Annotated in this window: 28 protein-coding genes; 13 read left to right on the top strand and 15 right to left on the bottom strand. The window is 66.7% G+C overall.

What is annotated here, in order from left to right:
• Positions 1-162 precede the first annotated feature (162 nt).
• On the top strand, positions 163-528 hold the full coding sequence (locus IEY58_RS15615) for a DUF2019 domain-containing protein (RefSeq protein WP_189047354.1): 366 nt from the start codon (positions 163-165) through the stop codon (positions 526-528).
• Positions 529-1186: 658 nt separating this feature from the next.
• Positions 1187-3298, top strand: a complete 2112-nt coding sequence (locus IEY58_RS15610) for a polysaccharide lyase 8 family protein (protein ID WP_189047352.1) — start codon at positions 1187-1189, stop codon at positions 3296-3298.
• Positions 3299-3383: 85 nt separating this feature from the next.
• Here IEY58_RS15610 and IEY58_RS15605 read toward each other — a convergent pair whose 3' ends face one another.
• The 8 genes from IEY58_RS15605 to IEY58_RS15570 all read right to left on the bottom strand — a co-directional run bounded on the left by IEY58_RS15605 (position 3384) and on the right by IEY58_RS15570 (position 13457).
• Positions 3384-4310, bottom strand: coding sequence for a phytanoyl-CoA dioxygenase family protein (locus tag IEY58_RS15605; protein ID WP_189047350.1), 927 nt, complete (start codon positions 4308-4310; stop codon positions 3384-3386).
• A 78-nt stretch (positions 4311-4388) separates the two neighbouring features.
• Positions 4389-5600 carry a hypothetical protein gene (locus IEY58_RS15600; RefSeq protein WP_189047349.1) on the bottom strand — a complete coding sequence of 404 codons (1212 nt, stop codon included), beginning with the start codon at positions 5598-5600 and terminating at the stop codon, positions 4389-4391.
• Positions 5597-7999 carry a putative bifunctional diguanylate cyclase/phosphodiesterase gene (locus tag IEY58_RS15595; RefSeq protein WP_189047347.1) on the bottom strand — a complete coding sequence of 801 codons (2403 nt, stop codon included), beginning with the start codon at positions 7997-7999 and terminating at the stop codon, positions 5597-5599. Before IEY58_RS15595 ends, IEY58_RS15600 begins: the two co-directional genes overlap by 4 nt.
• A gap of 24 nt (positions 8000-8023) precedes the next feature.
• Positions 8024-8689 (bottom strand): carboxypeptidase regulatory-like domain-containing protein, encoded by a 666-nt coding sequence (locus IEY58_RS15590; protein WP_189047345.1) that lies wholly within the window; start codon positions 8687-8689, stop codon positions 8024-8026.
• A 117-nt stretch (positions 8690-8806) separates the two neighbouring features.
• A complete protein-coding gene (locus IEY58_RS15585) occupies positions 8807-9907 on the bottom strand; it encodes an ABC transporter substrate-binding protein (RefSeq protein ID WP_189047343.1) in 1101 nt (366 codons plus the stop codon).
• Between the two features lie 186 nt (positions 9908-10093).
• Positions 10094-11557, bottom strand: coding sequence for a catalase (locus IEY58_RS15580; RefSeq protein WP_189047341.1), 1464 nt, complete (start codon positions 11555-11557; stop codon positions 10094-10096).
• 266 nt (positions 11558-11823) lie between these two features.
• A complete protein-coding gene (locus IEY58_RS15575; protein WP_189047339.1) occupies positions 11824-12942 on the bottom strand; it encodes an NAD(P)/FAD-dependent oxidoreductase in 1119 nt (372 codons plus the stop codon).
• A gap of 11 nt (positions 12943-12953) precedes the next feature.
• A complete protein-coding gene (locus IEY58_RS15570) occupies positions 12954-13457 on the bottom strand; it encodes a CreA family protein (RefSeq protein ID WP_189047337.1) in 504 nt (167 codons plus the stop codon).
• A 197-nt stretch (positions 13458-13654) separates the two neighbouring features.
• Here IEY58_RS15570 and IEY58_RS15565 point away from each other — a divergent pair, with 197 nt between their 5' ends.
• Positions 13655-13912: an anti-sigma factor family protein gene (locus tag IEY58_RS15565; RefSeq protein ID WP_189047335.1), complete on the top strand. Its 258-nt coding sequence runs from the start codon at positions 13655-13657 to the stop codon at positions 13910-13912.
• A gap of 69 nt (positions 13913-13981) precedes the next feature.
• Here the strand turns inward: IEY58_RS15565 and IEY58_RS15560 are convergent, their stop codons facing one another.
• On the bottom strand, positions 13982-14548 hold the full coding sequence (locus IEY58_RS15560) for a sigma-70 family RNA polymerase sigma factor (RefSeq protein ID WP_189047333.1): 567 nt from the start codon (positions 14546-14548) through the stop codon (positions 13982-13984).
• A gap of 228 nt (positions 14549-14776) precedes the next feature.
• Here IEY58_RS15560 and IEY58_RS15555 point away from each other — a divergent pair, with 228 nt between their 5' ends.
• Positions 14777-15496 (top strand): response regulator, encoded by a 720-nt coding sequence (locus tag IEY58_RS15555; protein WP_189047331.1) that lies wholly within the window; start codon positions 14777-14779, stop codon positions 15494-15496.
• A 97-nt stretch (positions 15497-15593) separates the two neighbouring features.
• On the opposite strand, the gene IEY58_RS15550 is transcribed toward IEY58_RS15555, so the two are convergent.
• Complete coding sequence (locus tag IEY58_RS15550) at positions 15594-16028, bottom strand: hypothetical protein (RefSeq protein ID WP_189047329.1); 435 nt, start codon at positions 16026-16028, stop codon at positions 15594-15596.
• Between the two features lie 334 nt (positions 16029-16362).
• Here IEY58_RS15550 and IEY58_RS15545 point away from each other — a divergent pair, with 334 nt between their 5' ends.
• The gene (locus tag IEY58_RS15545; RefSeq protein ID WP_189047327.1) at positions 16363-17316 is read left to right on the top strand and encodes a helix-turn-helix domain-containing protein; all 954 of its coding nucleotides are present in this window, start codon (positions 16363-16365) and stop codon (positions 17314-17316) included.
• 99 nt (positions 17317-17415) lie between these two features.
• Positions 17416-18204, top strand: a complete 789-nt coding sequence (locus IEY58_RS15540) for a hypothetical protein (RefSeq protein ID WP_189047325.1) — start codon at positions 17416-17418, stop codon at positions 18202-18204.
• Between the two features lie 89 nt (positions 18205-18293).
• Here the strand turns inward: IEY58_RS15540 and IEY58_RS15535 are convergent, their stop codons facing one another.
• From IEY58_RS15535 to IEY58_RS15525, 3 genes are all read right to left on the bottom strand, one after another.
• Positions 18294-20561: a tetratricopeptide repeat protein gene (locus IEY58_RS15535; RefSeq protein ID WP_189047323.1), complete on the bottom strand. Its 2268-nt coding sequence runs from the start codon at positions 20559-20561 to the stop codon at positions 18294-18296.
• An 82-nt stretch (positions 20562-20643) separates the two neighbouring features.
• On the bottom strand, positions 20644-21582 hold the full coding sequence (locus IEY58_RS15530; protein WP_189047321.1) for a cytochrome c: 939 nt from the start codon (positions 21580-21582) through the stop codon (positions 20644-20646).
• On the bottom strand, positions 21548-22024 hold the full coding sequence (locus IEY58_RS15525) for a cytochrome c (protein ID WP_189047319.1): 477 nt from the start codon (positions 22022-22024) through the stop codon (positions 21548-21550). The genes IEY58_RS15530 and IEY58_RS15525 overlap by 35 nt, the downstream gene beginning before the upstream one ends.
• 391 nt (positions 22025-22415) lie before the next feature.
• Here IEY58_RS15525 and IEY58_RS15520 point away from each other — a divergent pair, with 391 nt between their 5' ends.
• A complete protein-coding gene (locus tag IEY58_RS15520) occupies positions 22416-22910 on the top strand; it encodes a helix-turn-helix domain-containing protein (protein WP_189047317.1) in 495 nt (164 codons plus the stop codon).
• A gap of 150 nt (positions 22911-23060) precedes the next feature.
• Positions 23061-23192: a hypothetical protein gene (locus IEY58_RS34645; RefSeq protein WP_268237576.1), complete on the top strand. Its 132-nt coding sequence runs from the start codon at positions 23061-23063 to the stop codon at positions 23190-23192.
• A gap of 94 nt (positions 23193-23286) precedes the next feature.
• Here the strand turns inward: IEY58_RS34645 and IEY58_RS15515 are convergent, their stop codons facing one another.
• Together IEY58_RS15515 and IEY58_RS15510 are read right to left on the bottom strand one after the other, a co-directional pair.
• Positions 23287-23811 (bottom strand): hypothetical protein, encoded by a 525-nt coding sequence (locus tag IEY58_RS15515; RefSeq protein ID WP_189047315.1) that lies wholly within the window; start codon positions 23809-23811, stop codon positions 23287-23289.
• Positions 23812-23835: 24 nt separating this feature from the next.
• On the bottom strand, positions 23836-24288 hold the full coding sequence (locus IEY58_RS15510) for a structural protein P5 (RefSeq protein ID WP_189047314.1): 453 nt from the start codon (positions 24286-24288) through the stop codon (positions 23836-23838).
• 165 nt (positions 24289-24453) lie between these two features.
• On the opposite strand from IEY58_RS15510, the gene IEY58_RS15505 reads away from it, so the two are divergent.
• From IEY58_RS15505 to IEY58_RS34885, 5 genes are all read left to right on the top strand, one after another.
• Entirely contained in the window at positions 24454-25434 is a 981-nt protein-coding gene (locus tag IEY58_RS15505; protein ID WP_189047312.1) for a phage portal protein, read from the top strand.
• A gap of 12 nt (positions 25435-25446) precedes the next feature.
• Entirely contained in the window at positions 25447-25653 is a 207-nt protein-coding gene (locus IEY58_RS15500) for an RNA-binding protein (RefSeq protein ID WP_189047310.1), read from the top strand.
• 87 nt (positions 25654-25740) lie between these two features.
• A complete protein-coding gene (locus tag IEY58_RS15495; protein WP_189047308.1) occupies positions 25741-26016 on the top strand; it encodes a DUF7336 domain-containing protein in 276 nt (91 codons plus the stop codon).
• Positions 26017-26040: 24 nt separating this feature from the next.
• The gene (locus IEY58_RS34890; protein ID WP_456057522.1) at positions 26041-26349 is read left to right on the top strand and encodes a DUF7919 family protein; all 309 of its coding nucleotides are present in this window, start codon (positions 26041-26043) and stop codon (positions 26347-26349) included.
• Positions 26286-26441 carry a DUF7919 family protein gene (locus tag IEY58_RS34885; protein WP_456057523.1) on the top strand — a complete coding sequence of 52 codons (156 nt, stop codon included), beginning with the start codon at positions 26286-26288 and terminating at the stop codon, positions 26439-26441. Before IEY58_RS34890 ends, IEY58_RS34885 begins: the two co-directional genes overlap by 64 nt.
• The last annotated feature ends 120 nt before the right edge of the window (positions 26442-26561 follow it).

The raw sequence follows: 26561 nt of genomic DNA, 5'->3' as shown, positions 1-26561 counted from the left end.
TCAATTTCCACCTCCTGCTGAGGTGGTTCACAGCGATCTTGTGTGCCTGGATCCAGGTCTGGCCCGCCGACGGCACAGACGCAAAACCCGCCTGAAATATCGCTCAGGCGGGTTCTTCACGGACGACTTGGTAGGTTTGCGCGCGGTTGGAGTGCTGAAATAATGAAACTCGATAATCTAACAATCGACGAACTTGTTGTCCAATTCGCGTCGCTCTGCGAGCAGCAATATCCATCCATGCTCAATGACGAAATAAAGGAATACAATAGAATTTTTGACAAACAAAGCGAAATAGACAAGGAGCTTCGCAGACGAGGACTTCAGGCTCGACTGGCACTGACGAAACTGTTCGACCATCCCCACATTCAGGTTCGACTGATTGCCGCCCAATGCTGCCTGGGCGTGGCACGCGAGCCGGCGCTGGCCGTTCTGCGGCAGATCGTGAAGGACGAAGTGGTCGGCCCGTTGCACCTGTCCGCCGGCATGAGCATCGCCCTTCTTGAGGAAGGGATCACTCATCCGGACTGACGGTCGCTGTTCAGGGCCATTCGCGACGAGCGCGAGCCCGCCCTCGGCTCACGCCAGCGGCAGCCTATTGGCGAACGGGGCGAGGGCCGGGTTCGGCCGGGCCATGACCGGGGCCGGAGGCAGGTGGGGCGAGCGGTTGATGTTGTATTGCGCGACCAGGATGAGCCGCCGGCCCGTCGTGGGGAGCGCACCCTTGTGGAAGCCGAACCGTGTCGGCGAGGAACCAGGTGCCGGCGGCGCCGGCCATATGGACCTCGTTCCCGGCGCCGAAGGCCTTGCGCACCGCATCGTCGCTCTGCGCCCGGCCAGTGTCGAGCAGCGGGCTCGTATGCGAGCCTTCCATGTAGACGTGCGGGCCTGCCGTCTCGTCGACATCGGTCGGATAAAGGAACGGCTTGAAGCCGCGGGGCTCGTCGAAACGCGGCGCAGTGCGTACATTCTCCTTTTGCCCCTTTCACCTGACGATTGCGAATTGATCCACCATCCCCTCCTCGTCCGTTCGCTCTACCGACAGCCGGTCCGCCGGGATTGGGCCCCTCACGGTACGGCCTCGAACCCGCCTGGTTAGAGGCGCCGCAACGCATCACCCTTTATCGCCGCGGGCTGAAAAGCTGAACCGGCCCATCATGCCGCCGTCCGGCGGCCAGAGGAGGAAGGCGTGCCAAGAGTTCTCGCCGTTTGCTGCCCGGGACGCATCGCCGCCATTGCCGTGATTCTGGGGCTTGCCGCAAGCGGCCACGCATTGGCGCAATCGCCGACAGTTTCCAGTGATGCAGATATTACCGTCATCAAAGGCAGGCTCGTTGCCCAGTACGAGGCCGCACCCTATGCCGATGCGTCCCGTTCTCTCGCCTCCCTCGCTGCCGATGGAAGCTGGCCTGACATCAACTATGCCGACCGTTCGCTCAACTGGGATCCGCAGAAGCATCTGGATCGCCTGAAACTGATGGCCATTGCCTATCGAAACCCGAACAGCCCGGATCACGCCTCGGCCGCGATGCGGGATGCGATCGTAAGGGGACTGGCGTTCTGGTACCGGAAAAGGCCCGCTGCCGACGACTGGTGGCACACCGAGATCGGCCAGCAACTGGCGCTAGAACCAATTCTAATTCTGATGGACCGAGATCTGCCGGCCGATCTCCTTCGCTCGGGACTGGCAGACCTGCACGATCCCGTGGAACTGGCGTCTTACCACTTCACCGGAGAGAACCTGGTGTGGTGCGCCACCGAACAATTGGTGCGCGGCGTGTTGCGACCGTCGGCCGAGGACGTGGCGAACGCAGCGAAAGCCATGGAGAGCGTGGCCGCGGTGACGGCCGAGTCTGAAGGGATCCAGTACGATCACAGCTTCCACCAGCATGGCCCGCAGCTCTACGACGGCGGATATGGCCTGAATCTGCTGAAGGACGGCACCGCCAACGCCCGACTGCTGCAGGGCACCCGGTTCGCCTTCGACGCCGCCCATGTCGGCGTCCTGTCCGACCTCCTGCTCGACGGCACGCGCCTGATGGTGCGCGGCCGGATGCTCGATCCGGGAGCGATCGGCCGCGAGATCGCCCGGCCGGGAGCGGGCCAGGAGGCGCCAGGCCTACTCCCGGCGCTCGACGCGATGGCGGAGCTGAACCCGGGGAAGAAGGGCGAATATGACGGCTTGAAGGCGCACATCCAAGGAACGGGGGCGCCCTTCAGTTTTCTTGGCCACAAACACTTCTGGGATTCCGATTTCACGGTCCACCAGCGGGCCGGATATTACGCATCGGTCAAGATGGTCTCCAACCGCACCTACGGAACGGAAACCATCAACGGCGAGAACCTGAAGGGCTATTGGCTTCCCTTCGGCTTCACCACCATCGCCCGGCGCGGCGACGAATATCTGGACATCTATCCCGCCTGGGACTGGGCTCATTTGCCGGGCGTGACCGCTCCCGCCGAGGTGCCGCGCTTCCTCAGCCACGTCGACCAGCAGAACGGCTTCGTCGGCGGCGTCTCGGACGGGACGTATGGCGCGGCGGCGATGAAGGTCGATGTCGAGGCCGGAACTTCTCTCCATGCCCACAAGGCCTGGTTCTTCTTCGACGACGAGTTCGTGGCCCTCGGTGCCGGAATTTCCTCGACGCGGACGGTCGACGTCGACACCACCCTCAATCAAACCTTGCTGCGGGGCAATGTGCTGGTCGATGGCCGGACCGCGCCCCCGGGACAACAGGCGCTGGCGGGCGTGTCCTGGGTGTTGCACGACGGTGTCGGCTATGTGTTCCCGGGGAAAGCCGACGTCACGCTGGGTACGGGTCCGCGCACCGGCAGCTGGTCGGACATCAATTCCCTTCAGCCCAAGGTGCCGGTCACCAAGGACGTTTTTTCCCTGTTCGTAAGCCACGGAACGCGTCCGAACGGCGCCAGCTATCAGTACATCGTGGTGCCGGACATCGACGCGGCGCGTCTTGCCGACTATGCGCGGCACAGTCCGGTGCGGGTTCTCGCCAATACCTCGGATATTCAGGCGGTCCGCCACGACCGGCTGGGCGTTACCGAAATCATATTCTACGCCGCCGGCCGCCTGTCGCTTGATCCGGGGCTGGCGATCACGGTCGACGAGCCTTGCATGCTCCTGTTGGAAGCGGGTGGCGCAGCCGCCAGGCTCGCCGCTGCCGTCCCGCGCGGTCCGTTGCAGCTTCATGTCTCGCTGGAGCGACAGGGCAAGACGCAGACGATCCCCTTTGACGTGCGCGGCGGGCCCGCCCTCGGCGCCAGTTCGGTGAAACAGCTCTGATGGCCTGCGCCTTGCTCCCCGGCGGAAAAATGGGCCCTGCCGGCTCCTCCCCCTCCCGCTCGCACGGGTCACAACCCGTCCCGTCTCACGCCAGCAGCAGCCGGTTGACGAACGGATCGAGCGCCGCGTCCGGCCGGGCCATGACCGGGGCCGGCGGCAGGTGGGGCGAGCGGTTGACGTTGTATTGCGCGACCAGGATGAGCCGCCGCCCGGTCGTCGGCAGCGCGCCCTTGTGGAAGCCGAACGTGTCGGCGAGGAACCAGGTGCCGGCGCCGCCGACCATATGGACCTCGTTTTCGGCGCCGAAGGCGGCGCGTATCGCCTCGTCGCTCTGCGCCCGGCCGGTGTCGAGCAGCGGGCTCGTATGCGAGCCTTTCATATAGACGTGCGGGCCTGCCGTCTCGTCGACATCGGTCAGATAGAGGAACAGCTTGAAGCCGCGGATCGAATCGAAATCGCGGTGATAGCGCTGCGTGCCCTTGGCCGCCGGCCGGTCGCCGTAGGACCACCAGCAGCCGATATTGTCGAGCAGCGGCTTGCAGCCGAGATAGAGCTCGGCCGTCTCCAGCACCCGGCGATCGTTGAAGATCTCGAGCGCATGGGGCGCCTTCAGCACCTGCTCGATGCCGAAATAGCCCATGTTCGTCTCGGTGCTGGGCACCTGGTCCCAGAGGAACGATCCCAGATGGGTGCGATAGGGATCGGTGCAGGGCACGGACTGGAAATAGGCGCGCAGCTCGTCGGTCCAGGCGGTGGGCCAGCGCGGCAGGGTCGGCGTGATGCCCGTGTCATCGAGCGCCCGATGCCACGCGCGCGCAGTCTCGGACGGTGCGAAGCCGGGCGTCTTGGGCTGAGTGAGTGCGATGAGCCGGGCGATCCGCGCCCGCATCGCCGGCGTGGACGCGATCGGCAGCAGGTCGTAGGCGAGCCGCCGGCGGTCGGCGGCGGCGCGGCGCAGGAAGGCCGGGACGGAGGGGATGCGGGTCCGGAAGCGCTCTTTGAGCGGCGTCATGGCTTGTCTCGATTCTTAAGCCCTTTGGGCGCGAAGCGGCCTCAAGCGTAGGCCGGATTTCTTGCCGATTGATTGCCGTCAAAAGAACAGGCGTGCCGAGGCCTGGAACTGGTCGTCGACCGAGCGCCGGGCGAGACCCTGGGTCAGGCGCTGGGCCCGCGTGCTGTCGACCCGGAGCGCCTCGCCGGTCAGCCGGAGCCAGTCGCGCGGCCGCCAAGTGACGGCAAGCGTCTCGGCCAGGCCATGCTCGGTCTTGATATCATCGCTGTCGCCGCCGTCGTTGCCCGTGCCGAACCGGTCGACGCGGCCGGCGATGCGCCAGTCGCCCCTTTGCCAGCCGACCAGCAGATAGGCGGCGTAGAACCGAGTCGTGGTGGACTCCTCCGGCTCATAGGCGACGCTGGTGTCGCCCAGCATGCCCTGGGCCAGGATAGTGAACTCGTCGATCCCGGTCTTGGCGCCGAGGCTCCAGAAGCGGGTGCGCCAGGGCTTGTTGGTGACGCTCGCGTCGAGATCGGCGTCGTTGTCGTAGCGCAAGAGCGACAACTCGCCCCATTCGGGCATCCGCCAACTGGCCCCCGCGTACCAGCCGACGCGATTGTCGACCTCGTCGAACACACGGCTGCTGCGGGCCGCGCCCCACGCGCTGGGCAGCCGGACGCGCCCGCCGAGCGGCGTGATTACGTCCGAGAGGTTCCAGCCGCCGTCCGCGAGCAAGGTGCCAGCCTTGCTCGCGGCACCGAATGTCGCCGCGGTCGCGGTCAGCGTGCCCGCCTCGCCGCGCCATTCGAGCCGCGGCTCGACGCCGATCGTACGCAGCTCTTCGCCGACCCAGCTGTTGATGGCCGACGGCGTGATCGTCCAGGGGCTGGTCCAGCCGACGGCGTCGTTTTCGAGCGAGATCGGCGGGAAGAAGGCGCCGGCCTTGACCGACCAGCGCCAGGGCGTGGTCGAGACCGGGCGATAGCGCAGATAGGCCTCGTCGACGCCGAAGATGTCGCGCTGGCCCGGGTCGTAGCGCAGGTCAACGACGCCGATCAGCGCCGGCGTGATCTGGGCCCAGGGCACCAGGACGATACCGCCGGCATTCGCCTCGAACCCGCCGCTGCCGTAGCGCAGCTTGCCGAAGCCGCCCTTGATCCAGCTCTTCTCGCTGCCCGGCTCGATGAGCCGGCCGTCGACGAAGCCATCCAGGTGCAGCTCGTCACCGAGTTCGAAGGCCAAGGCGCGGCCGATGCTGGCGACCGCCAGGAAAAGGATGAGACCGACCGTGCGCCGGGCAGGCGTCACGAAGCCTCCTGCAGGCGCTTGCCGCGCCAGCGGGCGTCGCTCAGGAAGCGGTTGAACACCTCGGCCGGCATCGGCTTGCCGATATGGTAGCCCTGGCCATAGTCGCAGCCGTAATTGCTGAGAAGCGCCAGGCTCGCCTCGTCCTCGATGCCCTCGGCCGTGACACTGTAGCCGAGGCGATGGCCGAGCTCGACCACGGACTGCACGATGGTGCGGTCGTCCGGCGTTTCGGCCAGCTTCAAGACGAAGCTCTTGTCGATCTTGAGCTCACTCACCGGCAGCCGGCGCAGGTAGTTGAGCGAGGACTGCCCGACGCCGAAATCGTCGACCGAAAGCGCGATGCCCTGGTTCGCGAGCCGGCGCAACACGGCGATCGCCGCATCGGGCTTACCCATGATGGCGCTCTCGGTCACCTCGAGCACCAGATAGTCGGCCGGCACGTCGTAGGCGGCCATGAGCGCGCCGATCCGTTCCGGCAGGCTCTCGTCGGCCAGGTCACGGACCGACAGGTTGATCGAGAGCCGGAGCGCCAGGCCCATCTTGCGCCAGGCCGCGACCTGGCCGATGCCGGCTTCGAGCACCCAGCGGGTCAGGCGCTGGATGTTACCGGTTTCCTCGGCGAGCGTGATGAAGGCATCAGGCGGCACGAAGCCGCGCTTGGGATGGCGCCAGCGGATCAGCGCCTCGGCGCCTGAGATCCGGCCGACCGCCAGGTCGAGCTTCGGCTGGTAGAACAGCTGCAGCGCGTTCTGGTCGAGCGCCTCGCGCAGGTCGCTCATCAGCGACAGGTGCTCCGGCCGGTGCGGATCGGTCGCCGGATCATAGATCGCGACGTGATTTTCCGAGCCGAGCGCGGAGAGCAGCGCCACGTCGCCGTGCAGCAGCAGCTCGGAGTCGGTGGCGCCGTGGATCGGCGCGAGCGCGATGCCGACCGCGGCGGCGCTGTCGATCGTGAGGTCGCCCTCGAGGTACGGCCGGTCGAAATGCTGGGCGATCCGCTCGGCCCATTGATGGGCGCCCTCGGCATCGAGCCCGGGCATGAACAGGGCGAAGGACCGGTCGCCGACGACGCCCAGCGGCACATCGCGCCCGGCCGCCGCGAGCAGGTTCGAAAGCCGGGCACCCGCATCCCTCAGCACCCGGTCGGCGATCTCGCGGCCCACCGTGTTGACAATCTGCTGGTGCCGGGCGAGGCCGACGCTCAAGAGCGCCCCCCGGACATGGGCCGGCGCCAGGAACGGCGCCATCGCGACTTCGAACGCCGCCCGGTTGAGGAGCCCGGTCACCGGATCATGCGAGGCCTGGTAGCGGATACGCTCCTCGCGCTCGCTGATCGCGAGGGCCATGCTGCCGAGCGCCTGGCTCAGCTGCCCGATCTCATCCTCCTGGGGCAGGAGCGGCGGCGGGCTGTAGTCGCCGCTTTCGATACGCCGCGTGGCAGCGGCGAGCTCCTCGACCGGCCGCGCGACACCGCGGGCGATCAGCATGGCGCCGGCGAGCGCCACGACCAGGCCGAGCGCCAGCAGCACGACGATCACGAACATGAGCAGCCGGTACTGCTGCAGCGCCTCGTCGATCGAATAGCCCAGCACCGCCACGACCCGCGTGCTGTCGGCCGGGGTGGCGAGCGGGACGGCCAGCACCAGCTCGTCCTTCTGCTGCAGCACGTTGGTGGAGGTGTCGGGGGTGGAGGTGTCGGGGGTGGAGGTGTCGGGGCCTGTTGTGCCCGCGAGCACGGCGCCCGGCTTCGGCAGATCGGCCAAGAGGCCCGCCGCCGTGCCGGCGACCGGATGCCAGGCACCATGGTCGTCGAACGCCAGCTCGATGGCCTTGGGCAGCGCCGCGAGCTTCTGCAGCTTGCCCAGGAGCGCGTCGTCGAGCGGCAGGTAGACCGCGATATAGGCGATCGGCACCGGGGCCTTCACCGGCACGACGACCAGCCAGGAAGCAAGCCCGTCGATCGCCACCACCGAGGCGCCGCGGCCATTGACCGCAGCGGCGTCGATCAACTCGGGAAAGGCAAAGAGCCTGGTGGGCGCATGCCCCTCGGGGTCGGCGGTGTCGACATCGATCATGCCGTCGAGCCCGACCTGCATCACGCGCGCGGCGCCGACCCGGCGGCCATGGTTGCGCAGCGCCGACAGCACGGTCGGAAGCTCGCGCTGGGCGATCGCCTGGCGCAGCGCGAAATCGAGCGCCAGCACCTGGACGTCGGCGGAGACCTGGACGCCGATCTCGTCCAGCTGGCGGACGAACAGGCCCGCGGCGTCGGCCAGCTGCGCCTTGCCCTGCTCGACCAGGGTCGAGCGGGTGAAGCTGTAGACCGCGGCCGCCGTCAGCGCCTGGACCAGCACCAGGGTCGTCATGAGAAAGACGGTCAGTCGGCGGCGAAAGCCCATGCGGCGCCCAATCCTGGCCATGGCTCAGTAAAGCCCGTGTTCGAGGTCGCGGCGCGGCGGTGCCACCAGCGCCAGCGTCGCCGACAGTTCCGCGCCTGCCGCGGCGACGGTGAGCGTCTGAACCGGCGGCTTGGCCGACGGCCGCACCAGCGGATGCCAGATCCGTACGCTATAGGTGCCGGGCGGCAGGTCGGCGATCTCGGCCCGGCCGTCGTGGTCGCTCTGCGCCACGAACGGCGTATCGGCGACATAGACGAAGGCGGTCATGAAATCGTGGATGTTGCAGCCGATCGCGGCGATGCCCACCGTATCGAAGACGACGGGCGCCGAGCTCTCGCCCGGGCTCAGCATGAATTCGAACTGCTTGACCGGGGAGAAGGAATAGACGTGGTGCTGGGTCTTGTCGCTGTTGCGGAAGACGACGGTGCCGCCCTTCTCGACGGCCACGACATAGGGCACGAAGGTCTCGTCGCGCTGGTCGATGATCGTCGACACGAGCGCCGGAGGCGCCGGCGTCTCGGGGAGTGCCGCCCCGTCCTTCGGCACGAGGCTCACGACCGCGTCGGCGACCGGCTTGCCATGGTCGTCGGCAATGCGTGCCAGCACCCGCGCCGCCGATGCCGGCGATGCGGCCAGCATGAGCGCCAGGATCAGCAAGCCGAGGAAAACCGGGCCAAAATCCTTGTTCATCCAGCCATCATCCATCGCGACGGGACCTCATCACTCTACAACCATCGCGCACGGCAGTCGAAGCCCTTCCCATCTTTCAATTGTCTCAGTCCGCCCCATTCCCGGCCTCGATCGTCGTTAGCCGAGCACGGTCGGCAGAGAGAAGTCATAGGGGCCGCGCGCCCCGGTCAGATAGTGGGAAAACCGCCGGAACCGGATCGCCGACCAGTCCGCGCCCTTGAAGCGCCGGAGCCAATTGTCGAGGTTGGCGCGATCGAGCGTGCCGAACGGGGTTGATTGCGTCAGCGGTGCGAAATCGACGCCCTCGTGGTAGTCGCGCAGCAGCACGAGCGCCCAGCCGCCCAGCAGGAAATGGCCCCCGACCGTGAGCTCCAGGAGTCCGTTGCGGATGGCCGAGATCGCCTCGGTCGACCAGTTGAGCCCACCGATGAAGATGTCCTTGCCCGGCTGGCGCCCCCGCTGGACGGCCGCGTCGATCGCGCCGAGCGCAATCGGGTCGTTGGCGCACCACATGATGGTCGTGTCGGGATAGCGGTCGAGCAGGCCCAGCGCCCGCTGCCGCCCCTCTTCGCGCGTCCAGTCCGAGGTCAGCACCTGTGCGCAGTGCAGGCCCTCGGTGCCGGCGACGGTCCGGCGCAGGCCAACCTCCCGATCCGCAGCGGCCGGCGTCTCGGTGTTGCCATTGATGCCGACGAGCCTGAGCGGCGCCCCGGCACGGCGCGCCGCCGCCACGAGGCCCTGCGCGATCGCCGCACCCGCCGCGACATTGTCGGCCAGCAGCTCGCCGAGGAAATTCGGCGTCTTCTCGCGCGGACGGCCGTAGCGCTCGGCCTCCTCGCCGACGAAGCCGTTGAACACGATCAGGCATTTGAGGCCGCGCGCGAGGCCGGCCTCGAGGATCGGGCCGGCGCTGTGCTGCTCGTTGCCGACCAGCAGATAGTCACCGGGTTCGGCGGCGGCGATGCGTTCGAAGGCGACCTGCTCGGTATAGAGCACCGAGCGCTCGCCGTAGACGACGTCGAGATGGATGTCGAGATCGGCCGCGGCCGCGCGCATGACCGCGCTGACGCTGACCCAGAAATCCTCGTTGGAGCGGCCGGGATTGACGAAGAGCGCTCGCATCGGGCTGAGCGTCGCGGACCGGCCGATCCGCGGCAGCAGCAAGCTCCCGACGCTGGCGAGCGCGCCCGTCAGAAATTGCTGTCGCGAAAGGTCCATCCCCCACCGGTACCGTGAAACCCGCCCCCGCTCGGGAACATACGGCAGCGAGCAGAGGTCATCCAAGCCGGAATATGCGACCGGATTCCCACGGAATCGTTAAGTTTTGCCTCTTGGGCGCTCCTGAGGCGTCGGCCCGCGCCGCCCCCTTGAGGGGAAAGCGGCGCGGGCCTCGGCCAAGGCCGATCAGCGCTCGTTCGGAACCGTGAGCCCGAGAGCCTTGGCGACGCCGGCGCCGTAGGCCGGGTCGGCCTTGGCGCAGTTCGCGATGTGCCGGAGCTTGATGTGCTCCGCCGCATCGCCCATGCCGCGGGCCGTGTTCTCGAACAGCACCTGCTGCTGCGCCGGCGTCAGCAGGCGGAACAGCTTGCCCGGCTGCTCGTAATGATCGTCGTCGACCCGATGGTCCCAGGCCTTGGCCGGCCCATCGATCGGCAGCGGCGGCTCCGCCATTTCCGGCCGGTCGGTCCATTCGCCGTAGCTGTTCGGGTAGTAGTGCAGCGTGCCGCCGGCATTGCCGTCGGTCCGCATCGCCCCGTCGCGGTGATAGCTGTGGAACGGGCACTTCGGCGCGTTGACCGGAATGTGGTTGAAGTTGACGCCGAGCCGGTAGCGCTGCGCATCGCCATAGGAGAAGAGCCGCGCCTGCAGCATCTTGTCCGGCGAGAAGCCGATGCCCGGCACCACGTTCGCCGGCGAGAACGCCGCCTGCTCCACCTCGGCGAAGACATTCTCCGGATTGCGGTTGAGCTCGAGCACGCCGACCTCGATCAGCGGGAACTCGGCCCGGGGCCAGGTCTTGGTGAGGTCGAACGGGTTATGGGGATGGCTCGCCGCCTCAGCTTCCGTCATGACCTGGATGAACAGCTTCCAGCGCGGGAAATCGCCGTTCTCGATGCTGTAGAACAGGTCGCGCTGGTGGCTCTCGCGATCCTTGCCGACGATCGCCTCGGCCTCGGCATCGGTCAGGCCGACGACGCCCTGCTGGGTGCGGAAGTGGAACTTGACCCAGACCCGCTCATTGGCCGCGTTGATGAACGAGTAGGTATGGCTGCCGTAGCCGTTCATGTGGCGGTAGCTCTTCGGGATGCCCCGCTCACCCATGACATAGGTCACCTGGTGCAGCGCCTCGGGCAGGAGTGTCCAGAAGTCCCAGTTGTTGTTGGCGCTGCGCATGCCGGTGCGCGGATCGCGCTTCACCGCATGGTTCAGGTCGGGGAAGCGCAGCGGGTCGCGGAAGAAGAAGACCGGCGTGTTGTTGCCGACGACGTCCCAGTTGCCTTCCTCGGTATAGAACTTGACCGCGAAGCCACGGATGTCGCGCTCGGCATCGGCGGCACCGCGCTCGCCGGCCACGGTCGAGAAGCGCAGGAACGTCGGCGTCGCTTTGCCGATCTCCGAGAAGATCTTGGCCTTGGTGTATTTCGTGATGTCGTGGGTGACGGTGAAGGTGCCGTAGGCGCCCGAGCCCTTGGCATGCATGCGCCGCTCCGGGATCACCTCGCGGTCGAAGTGGGCCAGCTTCTCGATCAGCCAGATATCCTGCAGCAGCGCCGGGCCGTGCGGCCCCGCCGTCTGGATGTTGAGATTGTCGACGACGGGTGCTCCCGTCGCATGGGTCAACTTCCGTCCGCTGTCGTGCTGGGTCATGGGTGTTTCCTCGAAGCTCACGGGGATGGTTCGGCCTCGCGCAGGAGATGCCGCACGGGCTCTGGAACCGGACGTTATCGTTGGCGCGGCGCGAGATGAAATCGATTGATCCACTCAGGTCGATCGAAGAAATCTATCAACTACCGCACAATCGAGACCGGCTCCGCGCTTCGTGCAGATAAAGCGGGTTTCGCGCGGCGCAAGCGGACGGTCTGGAAGAGAGGTGCGGAAAGAAATCTGCGGAATTGCGGACTTAAGGGGAGCGCCTAGGTTCGGACGCTTCCCTCCGCCACTGCCACGACATGGTCGGCGATCGCGAGCGACGCGGTCAGGCCGGGCGACTCGATGCCAAACAGATTGACGAGGCCCGGCAGCCCGTGGGTCGCCGGCCCATCGATGCGGAAATCGGCCGCCGGCTCGTGCGGGCCGCTGATCTTGGGCCGCATGCCGGCATAGCCCGGCTGGAGCGCGCCGTCGGGCAGGTCCGGCCAGTAACGGCGGATCGCGGCATAGAAGCCCTCTGCGCGCGCGATGTGGACCGTATAGTCGATCTGGTCGACCCATTCCGTGTCGGGGCCGAACCGAGCCTGGCCGGCGAGGTCGAGCGTCAGGTGGACGCCGAGGCCGGCATGCTCCGGCACCGGATAGATCAGATGCCGGAACGGCGAGCGGCCGGCGAGGCTGTAGTAGGAGCCCTTGCACAGATAGGCGGTCGGGATCGCAGCCTCGGGCAGGCCTTCGAGCCGCCGGGCAAGCGCCACCGCGCCGAGACCCGCGGCATTGACCAGCAGGCCGCACTCGAGCCGCATCGGCTCCGCCCCGCCGACATCGAGCGACCAGCCGTCGCCCGTCGGTCGGCCACCGACGATCGGCGCATGAAAGGCGACGACGGCGCCCGCGGCCTCGGCATCGCCCTGATAGGCGAGCATCAGCCGATGACTGTCGACGATGCCGGTCGAGGGCGACAGCAGCGCGCCGGTGCAGGCGAGCGCCGGCTCGAGCGCCTGGGCCTCCTTGGCCGAGATCGGCCGCAGATCCTCGACGCCGTTCGCCCAGGCCTTGGCCGCGATGCCGTCGAGCGCCCGGGCCTCGCTCTCGCTGGTCGCGACGATCAGCTTGCCGAGTCGGCTCGCCGGCACGCCGTGGGAGGCGCAATAGTCGTAGAGCCGGCGCCGCCCCTCGACGCAGAGCCGCGCCTTGAGACTGTCCTTCGGGTAATAGATGCCGGCATGCACGACCTCGCTGTTGCGCGACGAGGTCTCCGTGCCGATGGCATCGGCCGCCTCGAGCACCAGGACCTCGCGGCCGGCAAGCGCCAGCGCCCGGGCGACCGCGAGACCGACCACGCCGGCACCGGCGACGACGGCATCGACGCGTTCGGTCATGGCCCCCTCGCTCATGGGTGGCGGCCGGTCCAGGTGGCGTTGGTGCCGTAGAGCGGCACGGTCGTGACGCTCATCTTGGCGCTGGCGTCCTGCACCTGGCGGGAATAGGCGACATATATCAGCGTATCGTTCTTCTTGTCGTAGATCCGGCGCACCGCGATCGACTTGAACACCAGGCTCGCCCGTTCGGAGAACACTTCCTCGCCGGCCTCATCGGCCTTGATGTCGCCGATCACGATGGCGCCCGTCTGGCGACAGGCGATCGAGGAATTGGACGGATCCTCGAACCAATTGCCCTTGCGCAGCCGGTCGATGACGCTGCGGTCGAAGTGGGTGAGATGGCAAGTGATGCCCTGCACCTTGGGATCGGCGATCGCCTCGACGACGATCCGATTGCCGGTCCAGTCGTTCTTGAAGCCGCCGACCTCATCGGCGCGTGCGGTCCCCACCGACACCGAGAGCGCCCCCATCGACATTGCACCGGCGATCGCCGCCGCCACCAGCATTCCCCGCATTAGCCGTTCCCTCAGGTCCTCGAACTCACGCGATGGGGAGCATAACCGGCGGCTGCAGCGCTGTCTTGCGCCCGGCACAGGAGGCCGTCCGGAACTCGGCGGGGATTGCTCCGTTGACAAACCATATGTATCAAATCCAATCGATCGACGCGGACTAACCGACGCCAGACCGACAAGCGTATTCGGAGTTGAGAAATATGGCGACCATTTCTCGCCTGTTCGTCAGCAGCGACGACTTGCACGCGTATGTCGACGAGATGTTGCCGCCGCGCGCCGCAAGCCGGGTCGCGGCCGCGCTCGAACAGGATGCCGAAGCCCGCGCCCGTGTCGCAGCCTATCAGAAGCAGAATGCCGAATTGCGGCGGCTCAATGCCGAAGTGCTGGACGAGCCGGTGCCGGCCGCCATGGCCGAGATGGTCGCGGCCGCGCGCCGGGAGGAGACACGCGGCCGTTGACGATCGCTTGGGGACGGACGGCCGCTAGACCGTCAAAAGTGAGGCCCCGCCTGGTGCGGGGCCATTCGATCAAGCAGCGCTGAACGCGAGATCGTCTTCCGAACGGCGCACCCGGCGCGGTGTCGGTTCCGGTTTACGCTCCGGCCGCTCTTCGTCCGTTTCGCCCATCAGCGCACGCAGCGCATCGCGACCGCGCGACAGGCGGGAGCGGACGGTGCCAACCGGCACGTTCAGGATCTCGGCCACTTCCTCGTAGCGCAGGCCTTCCATGCCGACCAGCAGCAGCACCTGGCGCTGCTCGCTCGGCAGCCGGGCGAGCGCCCGCTCCAGATCGCGGAGCTCGAGGCGCTTGGTCTGCACCGCCGGCGCCACCAGCGTCGGCTCGGTATCGCTCACTTCGACGACCGTGCCCTCGCGGACCGACCGGCGCACAGTATTGACATACTGATTGTGGAGAATGGTGAACAGCCAGGCCCGGAGATCGGTCCCTTCCTGCCACAGGTGAGATTTGGCGAGCGCGCGGGCAAGGCAATCCTGGACGAGGTCGTCGGCCGCCGATGGATCACGAGTGAGAGCGCGGGCATATCGGCGGAGCCGCGGGATTTCCTGCTCGATCCGATTGAAAATGTCGGACATGCTCAATCTCCTCACTTCTTCCTTTGCACCGCAGCAACGAGCGCTGCCAACAGTGCGCATCAGAAATCTAGGGACAGCATGTAATCGCTTAATGTCATCCGAAGGCTGATCCGGTAAGGAATTGTAACAACGGGTAAGGTCGGTTTACACTCGGGGCGGAAGCTTTCGATCCCAGAGGCTTAAGGGTGGCTGGCAGGCAGGGCAGAGATCGACTGGGAGCCGATTGAGGTGGGGAAAACGGCGGACCATATCATCATCGTCGACGATCAGCCGGAGATCTGCGAGCTGGTTTACGACTATCTGACGGGCGAGGGCTATCGCGTCTCGACGGCCAGCGACGGCCAGTCGATGCGGCGCGTCATGCAGCAATACGAGGTCGACCTCGTTCTGCTCGACATCATGCTGCCGGGCGACGACGGCCTGTCGCTCGCGCGCCAGCTCCGCGCCGAATCGGATATCGGCATCATCATCCTGACCGGCCGGGGCGAGACGGTTGACCGGATCATCGGGCTCGAGATGGGCGCCGACGACTACCTGCCGAAGCCGTTCCACCTGCGCGAGCTGCTGGCGCGCGTCAAAAGCGTGCTGCGCCGCGCGTCGGCCCGGCACGAGTCGACCAAGGTCCAGCCCCAGGCCGCCACCTTCAATGGCTGGAAGCTCGACCTCACCTCACGCGAGCTCATCGCGCCGTCGGGCGAGGAAGTGCGCCTCACGACGGGGGAATTCGACCTGCTGGCCGCCTTCGTGGGCAATGCCAACCAGGTGCTGTCGCGCGACCGGCTTCTGGATCTCGCCCGCAACCGGGCCTCGGGACCGTTCGACCGCACGATCGACGTCCAGGTCGGACGCCTGCGCAAGAAGCTCGAGGACGATCCGCAGAACCCGAGTCTGATCAAGACGGTGCGCGGTTCCGGCTATATCTTCACCGCGGCGGTCGACGCGGCCTGAGCGCGCCCGTTCCCGACCGCCCCATTCCTGACCGCCCCATTCCTGACCGCTACGTCTCTGTCGATCCCAGCCCAGTCGCGGGCCGCGCCCTCGCCGTTTATTCCTCGCGCCCGCGCGCGATGCCGGTCGGCGCGCCATGGGAATTGGCCGGCTCCGGCAGGCATTGCTCCAGGTCCTGCATCACCAGCGCCGCCGGCCGGAGCGCCCGGGCGATCTCGATCGTCTCGTCGAACGCGGTCGCGGGATCTCCGGCCAGGGCAGCCGTCAAGGCCGGCAGCAGCCACGCCTTCGCCTCATCGCAGGCCAGAAGCTCGAGGATACCGGCGAGCGTCGCCGCTTCCTGGTAGGCCAGCACCATGTCACGCCCGAGCGCTGCGCCGAGCCAGGTCCGCACATAGTCCGACGTATCGGGCGCGGCCAGAAGGCGCGCGATCCCGCCGGTCTCAGTTCCTCCGAACCGGCCGTCCTGCTCCTTTCCGGAGCCTGATTGGTCCGCCGCGGGCGGCGTTCCATAGGGGGCGCTGTCGACCATGCTTCCGTTCTCGCGCTCGAATCGGGGCGCACCGTCCGGCGCAAGCGTGACGGGCGCGGACGCCACGAGCACACCGCTCGGAGGGAACGAGAGGCAGCAATGATTTGCCGCCCTCTCGTAAAACGTGAGCATATCGAGACCGCTCACGCAATGCCACCCATTTTAATCCAATATGGCAACATTTGCTGCCAAGGCGGCATCACCTTCCCGTGTAGCAAAGCCAGAGGTGGTGGTAAATGTTGCCTGAATGCTGCCTAGGTGGTTCAATATCGGCAACGCGTCCCATGTGCCTGAGCACCCGGCCCGAACACATGGGACCAAGAGCGCCTGAGAGATGAAGACCCGGCCGCTGAACCTTCTGCCCACCAACGCCGACGACGAGAACAGGTCCGCGGAGAGCCCGTTGCGGGCCTTGCGGTTGCGGAGCGGCCTCAGCGTCCGTGAGCTTGCGACCCTGGCGGACGTCGCCTCCTCGACGATTTCCCGGATTGAACGCGGCGACCGCGGCATCGGCGCCCGCTCCCGGCGTCGCATTGCCGTGGCACTCGGCTGTCACGAGCGCGATCTGTTCGAGATCGAGGCGCGGGCAAGCGACGCGTTTACCGATCTGCTGGCGGCACTCTCGAAGCTGATCGAGGCTGGCGCCCATGACATCGCGGCCGACACGGCGGAGCATCTGGCCGCTCGCCTGCGGACGATCGCAGGAGGTGTCGGAGCGGGCATCGAGCCGCGCCCCCGCTTCCTCCGTGACATCGAAGCAGACCCGGCAGGGGCAAGCCAGATCCCGGACTTTGCGCGCGCCCGCTCAATGCCGCCGCGCAGCATCGACGACCTCAAGGTGTTCAGCGGCCGGCTCGAACAGCACGAGGAATTGGGCGACGACGCAGCAGACCCTCGGCACGCCCAGTTGATCGAGACCTGGCGTCAATGCGATGGCGAACTCACCACCGGGTTCCTCGACCATCTGGCCGCCCTCGGCCTGTCCGAGCTCACGAGCATCTATGACGATGGCATCAAAGTGCGCCACATCGGCGACGGCACCGTCTTTTGGACAGAAGCGCAGCGCCGCGCAGTGATCGGCCGGGAGCTCTTTGAACTCGCCGCCCCACCCGAATATACACGTTTAACGCATGATGCATTAGTTGACGCAACCCGCACTGGACAAGTGACGCTGCGGCTTGTTACCTTCAACTCGGGCATCCACTGCGTAACCTATAAGCGAGCGGCATTCTGGTTCCCACGATCTAGACTTGTAGTCGGCTCGCCGGCACTTCAGCCCCTCAAGTAATACATAACAAAATATCTGCGCCACCCCTAGTCGAGTATTTCTGCGAGCACTAGTTGCGTGCATTCTTTGTCCGTACTCAACCTGGGCAAGGAGTCCACCATGCATACCGAATTCCTCGTCGCCAACTGCGGTCTCACGCTGTCGGAGTTCTCCGCCATCGACCGGCTGGACGGTCAGATGTACCAGGAGCTTGCGGCGCGCGACCTCTGGGCCACCTTCTCGGCGGATTTCTACGCCTTGAAGCTGTTCAACGCCTCGGCCCGCGACATGGGCTATGGCGAGTTGGTGCCGATCTATGACCCGATGGTCGAGCATATCGACCAGACGAACGGCCTCTGGCTCGCACTCAGGGACCGGGCCGGCGAACCGGTGGGTGCCATGGCCTGCCGGCTGCGCGAGGTTACGACCGACCTGGCACGGGCCTTCGCGGATTGCAGCTTCCTCATGGGGCCGATGCCGCCGGCCGGCGCACGCTGCAGCGTCGATGCCGTCGATCTCGGCCAACTGCGGGGGCCGCTGGTGTTCGCCGGCGCGCTCTGGGTCCGGCCGGAGCGGCAAGGGGCCTTCCTCTCGAAGCTCCTGTTCCAGGCGATCGTCCGCATGGCGTTCGCCCGCTGGAAGCCGACGGCGCTCGTCTCGCTGGTCGCCGAACGCGACATCAACATGTCGATGCGGATCTACGGCTTCCGCCGGGTCAACGGCCTGGTGCGCTTCACCGATCCCCGTTGGAAGGGCCTGCCGCGCTACGCGCTACTGAGCCTCGACCAACATGAGATCCGTGAGCGGCTCCTGGGGCTGGGCGCCCTGCCGGTGGTTCCGACCGGCAGCGGCCGGGAGGACAGGATTGTCCGAACTGAGCCGGCGCCCGAGCCGATCGCCGCGGAATAAGGCGCTCCAAGTAAAAACAGGAGCGGTTTTGCGATACCCTTTACCGTCTGGGTGGCGCGGGACGCGCCCCAAGGGTTCGTCCCGCACTTTTATGCCGATACTGCACACCACGTCCGCCATTGCGCCCGATACAGCGCCTCGAGCGCCCGGGCGAAGCCCAAGCCGTCGCCGAGCCCTGCCGCCGTCGCGGCCCTGAGTTCGCGCCGGAGCGCCGCTAGCCGCGGCCGATCCTCCGCAAGCGCCACCGCGCGCTCCACATAATCCTCGACCGTATCCGCGATCAGCTCGGGCCGACCGATTGCCTGGAGCATGCTGGCGCTGACGCGCCCGACGAAGGTCCGCCCGCGCAGGGTGACGAGCGGCACGCCCATCCACAGCGTCTCGGCCGTGGTCGTGGCACCCGTATAGGGAAATGGATCGAGCGCCAGGTCGACCTGCTGATAGGCCTCGAGATGCCGCTGCCGCGACGTGGCGCCCTCGATGACCAGCCGGTCGCCGGTGATGTCCCGCCGTGCGAAGGCCGCGATGATGTCGGCGCGCGTCGCCGCGTCGCTGAAGCTCGCGGTCTTGAGCAGCAGGCGCGACTGCGGCACGCGCCTCAAGATCTCCGCCCAGGCCTCGATCGCCGGCGCGCTCATCTTGTCGCGGCGGTTGAGGCAGCCGAACGTGATAGGGCCGGTCTCGCCGGCCGGCAGCGGGGCGACGGGCAGATCGATCGTGCTGCCGTCGAAACAGAGATAGCAGCCGGGCAAGCGCCAGACGCGCTCGCTGTAACAGGGCTCGTCCTCGACCGGGATGATGGTCGGATCGCCGATGATATGGTCGATCGCATCGAGCCCGGTCGAGCAGAAGAAGCCGAGCCAGGTCGCCTGCACCGGCGCCGGGCGGCGTTGGAACAACGGCAGCCGGTGGTCCGCCATATGGCCCGACAGATCGACGAGGATGTCGATGCCGTCCGCGCGCACGAGCGCCGCCGCCGCCGCGTCGTCGAGCCCGGCAATGTCGCGCCAGCCTTTGGCGGCCGCCCGGATGCGCTGGGTGATATCGTCGTCGATCCGGGAATTGCTGTAGCAATGGACCTCGACCGCGGCGGGATCATGGTGGCCGAGGACCGCCGTCAGGAAATAGCCGACCGGATGATGCCGCAGATCAGGCGAAACATAGCCAACGCGAAGCGGCCGGTCCGGGTCGGGCGGATTGGCGTGCCGTCCTTCGACGGCCGGCGTCGGCCACGCGGCGGCCCAGCGCCGCGCCGCCGCGAGCAGGTCCGCACTCGTGATGTTCGGCAGCGCATTGAGCGCGAACATCAGGTGATTGAGCGGCTCGTGGAAAGTCGGTTGCAATGCGAGCGCGCGCTCATAATGCGGCACGGCTTCCGCGACATGGCCCTGTGCCTGCAAAGCGGCGCCGAGGCCGCTTGAGGCCTCGGCATAGTCGGGTGCCAGGGCAAGCGCCCGACGATATTCCTCGACCGCATCGCCCAGTCGATGGATCCGCTTGAGTGCAGTCGCGAGATTGTGGTGCGCAGCCGCATCGTCGGGCGTCACTTGGAGTGCCAGACGATAGCAGGCGATCGCCTCGTCGAACCGCGCCCGCGCCTGCAACACGCCGCCGAGATTGCCGAGCGCCCCCGGATGACCGGGGTCGAGCGCCAGCAGGCGGCGATAGAGCGCCTCCGCCTCGTCCAGCGCACCCGTCGCCTGCAGCAGGTTGCCGAGATTGTTGAGCGCTGGCGCGCTTGCAGGATCGAGCTCCAGCGCTGCGCGATAGCACGCGATCGCCCCCGCGCCATCGCCCTCAGCCTTCAGGGCCGTGGCAAGCTGGATCAGCGTACCGCCATGGCGGGGCCTCAGCGACAAGGCCTGGCGATAGACCTCGACCGCCTGCCCTGTCCGCCCCTGGCGAGCCAGCAGATTGCCGAACAGCAGCCAGCCCTCGGCATCGTCGGGGCGCAGCCGGAGGGCCGCACGATAGTGATCGCCGGCCTCGTCGAGCCGCCCCAGACGGACGAGCGCCGTACCGAGATTGACGAGCGCGTCCGGATAGTCCGCGAGCAGCGCGAGCGCTCGCCGAGCGCTTGCTTCCGCCTCGGCAAGAGCGCCCAGGCTCAGGAGCACGGAGGCCAGATTGTTGTGATAGACCGGGTTTGCCGTGTCGCGCCCGATGGCCGCTTCAATCAGGCCCCGCCCTTCGTCGGACCGGCCGCGCTGATGCAGCAGGACGCCCATGAGATGCAGCGCGTCGGCGTCGTTCGGCCGCGCCGCCAGCAATTGGCGATAGATCGCCTCCGCCTCGTCGAGGCGCCCGGCCCCATGCCGGACGATCGCCGTCTCGAGCAGACTCTCGCGATCCGCCATGCCCCGCCCGCCCCGTTCCGCCTCGAGGTCGGCAATCTAGCAAGCGCCATGCATCACGCGCCATGGCAACGCAGGCGAGAGGTCAGCGCGACGCCGTCGCCGCCGGTTTCGGGGTGGGTTCCTTGGGCGGCAGCGCCCGCAGAAAGACGGCAATCGCATGGCGGTCGGCGTCACTCAGCTTCGCGGTATTGCTGACGACCTCGCGCATCCCGGAGCCGACAAAATCACCGTTTGGGGTGATGCCGTCTTTCAGCAGCGCCTCGATGTCGCTCGTGCTCCATTTGCCGAGCCCATCCGGGTGCGGTGTGATATTCGGTGCGTTCAGCCCGTCCGGCCCGTTCCAGACGCCGGCAAACCGCCGCGCCTTGTCGATGGCGCCCAACGCGTTGCGCGGGCTGTGGCATTCGCCGCAATGGGTGACGGCTTTCACGAGATAGGCGCCGCGGTTCCATTCCATCGACCGGCTGGCATCGCCCAGGAACGGGCCTTCCCGGAAATACAGGATCTTCCACGGCATCAACGCCCAGCGCACGCTGTACGGGAACCGCAGGTCGTGCGGCCGATCGGCGGTCGGCACCGGCGGCTGGCTGAACAGATAGGCCTTGAGGTCGAGCAGGTCCCGGTCGGTCATCCCCGTGAAGGAGGTGTAGGGAAAGGCCGGGTAATAGTCGCGCCCGTCCGGCGACACGCCCTTGCGGAACGCCCGGATGAACTGGCTGTCAGTCCAGGTGCCGATGCCGTGGTCGCGGTCGGGGGAGATGTTAGGCGTATAGAACGTGCCGAACGCCGTCTTGATCGCCCGGCCGCCGCCGAGCGGCGCCCCGCCGTTCTTGCTGTCGGTATGGCAGCTGCCGCAATCCGCGGCCACGAACAGATAGGCGCCGCGGGCGACCGACTCGGCGGTCACCTCTTCCGCTGTGGCGCGCCCGCCTGTCGCAGCCGCCATGACGAGCGGCAGCGCCCACACCAGATGCCGCACGATCAGGTCAGATCTTCGCGCGGAACGCGCCGTGGCAGGCACCGCATCCCTCGCGGCCCATGGTCTCGAACGCGGCCGCGGCCGCACCCCTGTCGCCGGCGGCAACCGCCGCCTGCAGAGCGGCGGCGTCAGCCTGGAATGCCGCGACGATCGCCTTGAACTTGGCCGGATCGGCCCAGATGTCCGGCTTCGCCGCCGTCTTGCCGGAGAAACTGTCGAGGCCGGATCCGGCCGGAAACCAGTTGGGAATCGACTTGGACGTGTTGACGAGCACAGCCGAGGCCGCCGCCGCATCCGCTTGATCGTCACCACTCGCGGTGAAGGCCTTGATCAGCTTCAGCTTGCCGCCCATTTCCTTCATGGCCGCCTGGCGCGCCGCAACGACGGAGCTGAGATCGTCGGCCCTGACGACTGCCACCAGCGCGATGCCCGCTGCCAGCGCCGCTGCGGCACCGAGAGAAAATTTCCAACGCCAAGTCTCCACCGCTTTCAGCCCCTCTGTTCTACCGGTCGGAGCCATCCCTCCCCCGGGGATCTTCTTCCGCCGCGTATCGTGCTGCGGGCCGCGTGGATTGCCAACGCCGAAGTGTGTTACGGCCCTGCGACCCAAAGCAGCGGCTGCCGATCCGGTTCTTTGTTCGTCCGCCGCGCGACGTGCGCAGCGCTTGTTTCCTACCCTCTATCACAATCGCTGCCAACCGCCAGGGTGGAGCATCGACCTGCGCCAGAGAGGCGCAGGCCGCCTTCCCAACGCAACCGGCACGGAACTTGCGGGGCAAAACTCACGGTTGGCAAATCGGGAACGCGGACTCGCTCCGCCGCCCCTCTCTGCGAGGTCAGCCATGGCCCCCTCTCGGAAAGGCACGTTAGCGACCATGACCCAAGAAAATTCCTACGAATGGCGGCTCAGGGGCGAACCCGACCCGGTCGACGTCCATGTCGGCAGCCGCATCCGCATGCGCCGCATCCTGCTCGGCAAGAGCCAGGAGGCTGTCGCAACCCTGCTGGGCGTCAGTTTCCAGCAACTGCAGAAATACGAGAGCGGCGCCAACCGCGTCAGCGCCAGTCGGCTCTACGACATGGCGCACATCCTCCTGACGCCGATCTCGTACTTCTTCGACGAGATGCCGGCGGAGTTGACGTTGCCGTCCGAGGCCAGCGGCGCGGTCGAAAGCTCGACCAAATCCGTGATGAACAATCGCATGACGCTCGATCTGATCCGGGATTTCTATCGGATCAGCTCTCCCCAGCAGCAGCGCTGCGTGCTGGATCTCGTGCGCGCCATGGCGGATGCGAGCGACAAGGACCATTCGATCGCGCCCACGCGTCGCAAGCCAGGCCCGAAGCCCAAGCTCGCGACCGCTCACTGATGGTGGCGGGGCCGCTCGGCCCCGCCCCCTCCTCTTCCTTCTCCACATCACGCGCGCGCCGGGGATAGTCGCCCGGCATTCGGCGTAGAACCTCCATACCAAGACGGCCGCTTCCCTCTCCGACCGGCCGTCAGGCGGGAGGAACGGCGCATGGTCGGATTCGTCCGGGTCGTGATCGGCCTCATCTTCGTCTGGATCCTGATCGCCGTCACGGAAACCGCCGGCATTCCCATCCTGCCCCGCAGCAGCCCATCCGCCTCCCTGGCCTCTTCCGCCCGCTAGGGTGGCGCGTTCGGCAAATTTCGCGGACTGCCAAACCAGATTGCGAAGCCATTGCGAAATGCCTCGCAATTTGCGATCCGTTTCGTCACCAAAACTATCGCCGCATGAGGGCGCCGATCGCCCGATCCTTGGCGGCGGACCCGACCGACGAGCCGAAATAGTAGGTGACGCCGCCGGTCCAGGCGCTGCCCAGGGTTCCGAGCAGGATGTTGAGCAGGTCGCGGTTGCCGCCCGGGACATCATGGCGCGCGAGGAACGCAATCAGACCGAAGAAGCCGGCTGTCAGCAGCATCATGAGCGTGCCCGGAACCCAGTCGTGGGTTGCAGCCTCCCGGCTGCGCGCGCTCGCCCGGTCATCGACGGCGAGCTTGTCCGCCGAGAGATCGAGGTTCCGGAGCGCCAGCTGAAAGTCCGCATCGGCCTTCTTGAGCGCGAGCAGTTGGTCGGGCGAGGCCGTCGCCACCGCGGTCGCGAGCTGCGGCACGGGCGTCGCCGGGTCGAGGCCGAGCGCGGACGCCACGAGGCGCGCAGCGGTGCCGCCGAGCGGACCGCCGACGGCAGTCCCGAGGATGGGCGCCACTGTGGCCAAGGCCTGCTTGGCATCGTCCCACAAGTTCATCACGTGCTCTCCTTGATCGGGGGATTAATATCTGCGGCCGTGCGCGAGCTTGAGGCCGCGGGCGATCGTTTCGCGCGGGTACCAGACCGCCCGGTCGGTCGGCAGCGGGCCGTTCTCTCGGTTGATGATCGCCTGGACGAACCCCATCAGGATGGGCGGCTCGTCGAGAGACACGCGATCACTGGGCCGCTTATCCAGCGAGGCCGCGATCCATCGGTTATAGGCCGGCACGTCGTATTGCTCCGGCGGACGAAAGCGCGACACGAGGCCGGCAATCGTGTGACGTCCCTCCTGATGCTGGTAGCCGAGTAACGTCCGGGCGAGCGCGCGAATCCCCCATTCCGGCCCGGCGAAGACCACGAGGCGCGGATCGATGGACTGGTCCGGCGCCATGCCGCGCCAGTCGATGCCGATCCGCTCGAGCCACCCGGGATTATGAAGGCGAATGCCGCGCGGCAAGGCGCTTCCGATCGACATGCGCTACTCGGCCCCTGCCAGGTGGCGCTCGATCTTCTCGAGCGAGTCATGGACGCCGTCGAGCCGGCTTTCGATCACCGCCAGACGCCGGTCTGTGGCGCGGTTCCCCTAAGGCATCAGGCGCAGCACTGGGGAGCAAAACTCCCTTGGTGAGTTTGCTGCCTAATGCCGCAGATCCGCCAGTTCCAGGAGTACTGGGACGCGCTCTTGGAAGGCAACCTCGCCGCCCGGCGCCACACGCGCTTCGTGCCGGGCGGCCTCAAGTACCAGCCGGTGCGCGACGTGCCGCTCAAAGACGAGTTCGACGAGTGGCTGGCGCGCGTCGTGTGCTTCGCGTTCTCGATCCCGCCGACCGCGTTCGCCCGGACGACGAACCGGGCGACGGCGGAGACGGCGCAGGGCTCGGCCTTGGCCGAGGGGCTGCAGCCCCTCATGGGCTGGGTCAAGGGCCTGATCGACCGCGTCCTGGCGCAAGTGCTGGGCTGGCCCGACCTCGAGTTCGCCTGGGCCGACCAAACGGCGACCGAGCCACAGGCGCAGGCGACGATCGCGGCCGCCTATGTCGCGGCCGGCATCAAGACCCGGAACGAGGTGCGGGCCGAGTTGGGCCTGGCACCGATCGCCGGCGGCGACACGCTCACCACCGCGACGCCGGCAAGCCCGCTGCCAGGCTCGCTCGCCAAGGCCGGGTTCGACCCGGACCAGCCGCGCGACGACCGCGGGCGTTGGAGTGGCAATGGAAACGAAACGGGAACAAACTCCTTGCCGGCCGTGGCAAGTCCGGATAATCATGCTGGCGGGCACTTGGTGCTCGCGCAGGAGTTGGTGCTGCCCGACGCGCTGACCGCGTTCGGCCGGCTGCCGTTCTCTCTGCGCGGCCTGCCCGACGAGGTTCTGAACCAGTTCAAGGAGACGGTGCCGCGCTTGAGCGGCAAGGAGGGAGCGAAGGGGCCGCCGAGTTGGGCGGAAGGATTTCGCCCCATGATCCGCGAGAACGGGAGCGACTTCGCCAAACGGTTGCTTGACGAGCGATACGGGCCGGGCAATTGGGGCAAGGGGCAGACATCGGAATACAATCGGATACAGAAATGGGGCGACAGGAATTTCCGGATCCCCAAGTCGCTGCTCGAGCGCGATGAGATATGAAGGAGCAGGCCCATGACGGTAATTTATGACGTGTGGCACGTCAGGCCCATCGACGACGAGAATGATACCGGGAAGCACATCGGTTTTTTCTCGAGTGAGGAGAGTGCCAAGGCGGCAATCGAGCTGCTGAAGACGAAGCCGGGCTTTGCCGACTATCCGGATGATTTCGAGATCTACGACACGAGATTGAACTTAACCGGCTGGGCCTACGGCTTCTGACGCAGCGGAGCGCCGGCGGTTGCATGTATTGCTTCAGTGAACCGGCGCCCCATCCGTCATCTTTGCAGTGCCAGGGGGCACGATCCCATGAATGTCGTCTACAGCTTATGGCACGTGTATCGGATGGAGCACACCGATTACTTCGATGAGAAAGCGATCGGCACCTATTCCGACCTCGAACTGGCCAAGGCCACGATTGAGCAACTGAAGGATCTCGTCGGGTTCGTCGATTATCCGGACGGGTTCCGGATCTATGAATGTGAGCTGGACAAGCCCGGTTGGACGGACGGCTTCGACCCGACGAAGCCGCCCGAGGAACCGTGGCACCACGCTGGCCAGATCGGCAGGCGGGTCGAGTTCTAGCCCCGATGTCTCTTTGATACGCCGATGTATTTCCCTGACCTCACACCTTACGAATACGGCGGAGCGGAGCTGCAGCCGAACGTGCTCAACGTCGGTTGGCTGTCCTCAGCCCATTCTTTTCCTTGCGGCGCCCCCTCCGATCGGCTGACCGACGCGCTTCGGCGCTTGGTCGCATCTCCGGTGAACCTCTACCGAGGCTCGCATCGGTGCGAATTCTGTCCGCCTCCGCCAACGAAATTGTCTCCCGGCGGAATGCCGATGCTCGCTTCATTGCCTGGAACAAGAGGTACGGCGAGATTCGGATCAAAGCCAAAAGCGGAATTACCTACGTAGCTCCGGTTCTTATATTCCACTATGTCACCATACATGGATACTTGCCGCCGCAGGAGTTTGTCGATGCGGTGATCCAGGAAGCCCAAACTTAACTATCCTCGGACGCACCAACATCGCTCGTTCCAACGAAAACAGCGACGGGGCGCCCGAGGGCAGGGCGGGGTATTCTTTTAGAACAAAACAAGAACTTTTCGCTTGACGCGTTCCGAAAC

Origin of the sequence: Aliidongia dinghuensis (genome assembly GCF_014643535.1) — a bacterium.
In the GTDB taxonomy this organism is placed as follows: Bacteria; Pseudomonadota; Alphaproteobacteria; order ATCC43930; family CGMCC-115725; genus Aliidongia; species Aliidongia dinghuensis.
Note: the sequence above shows the minus strand (reverse complement) of the source record. Positions and strands in the feature narration are given on the sequence as shown.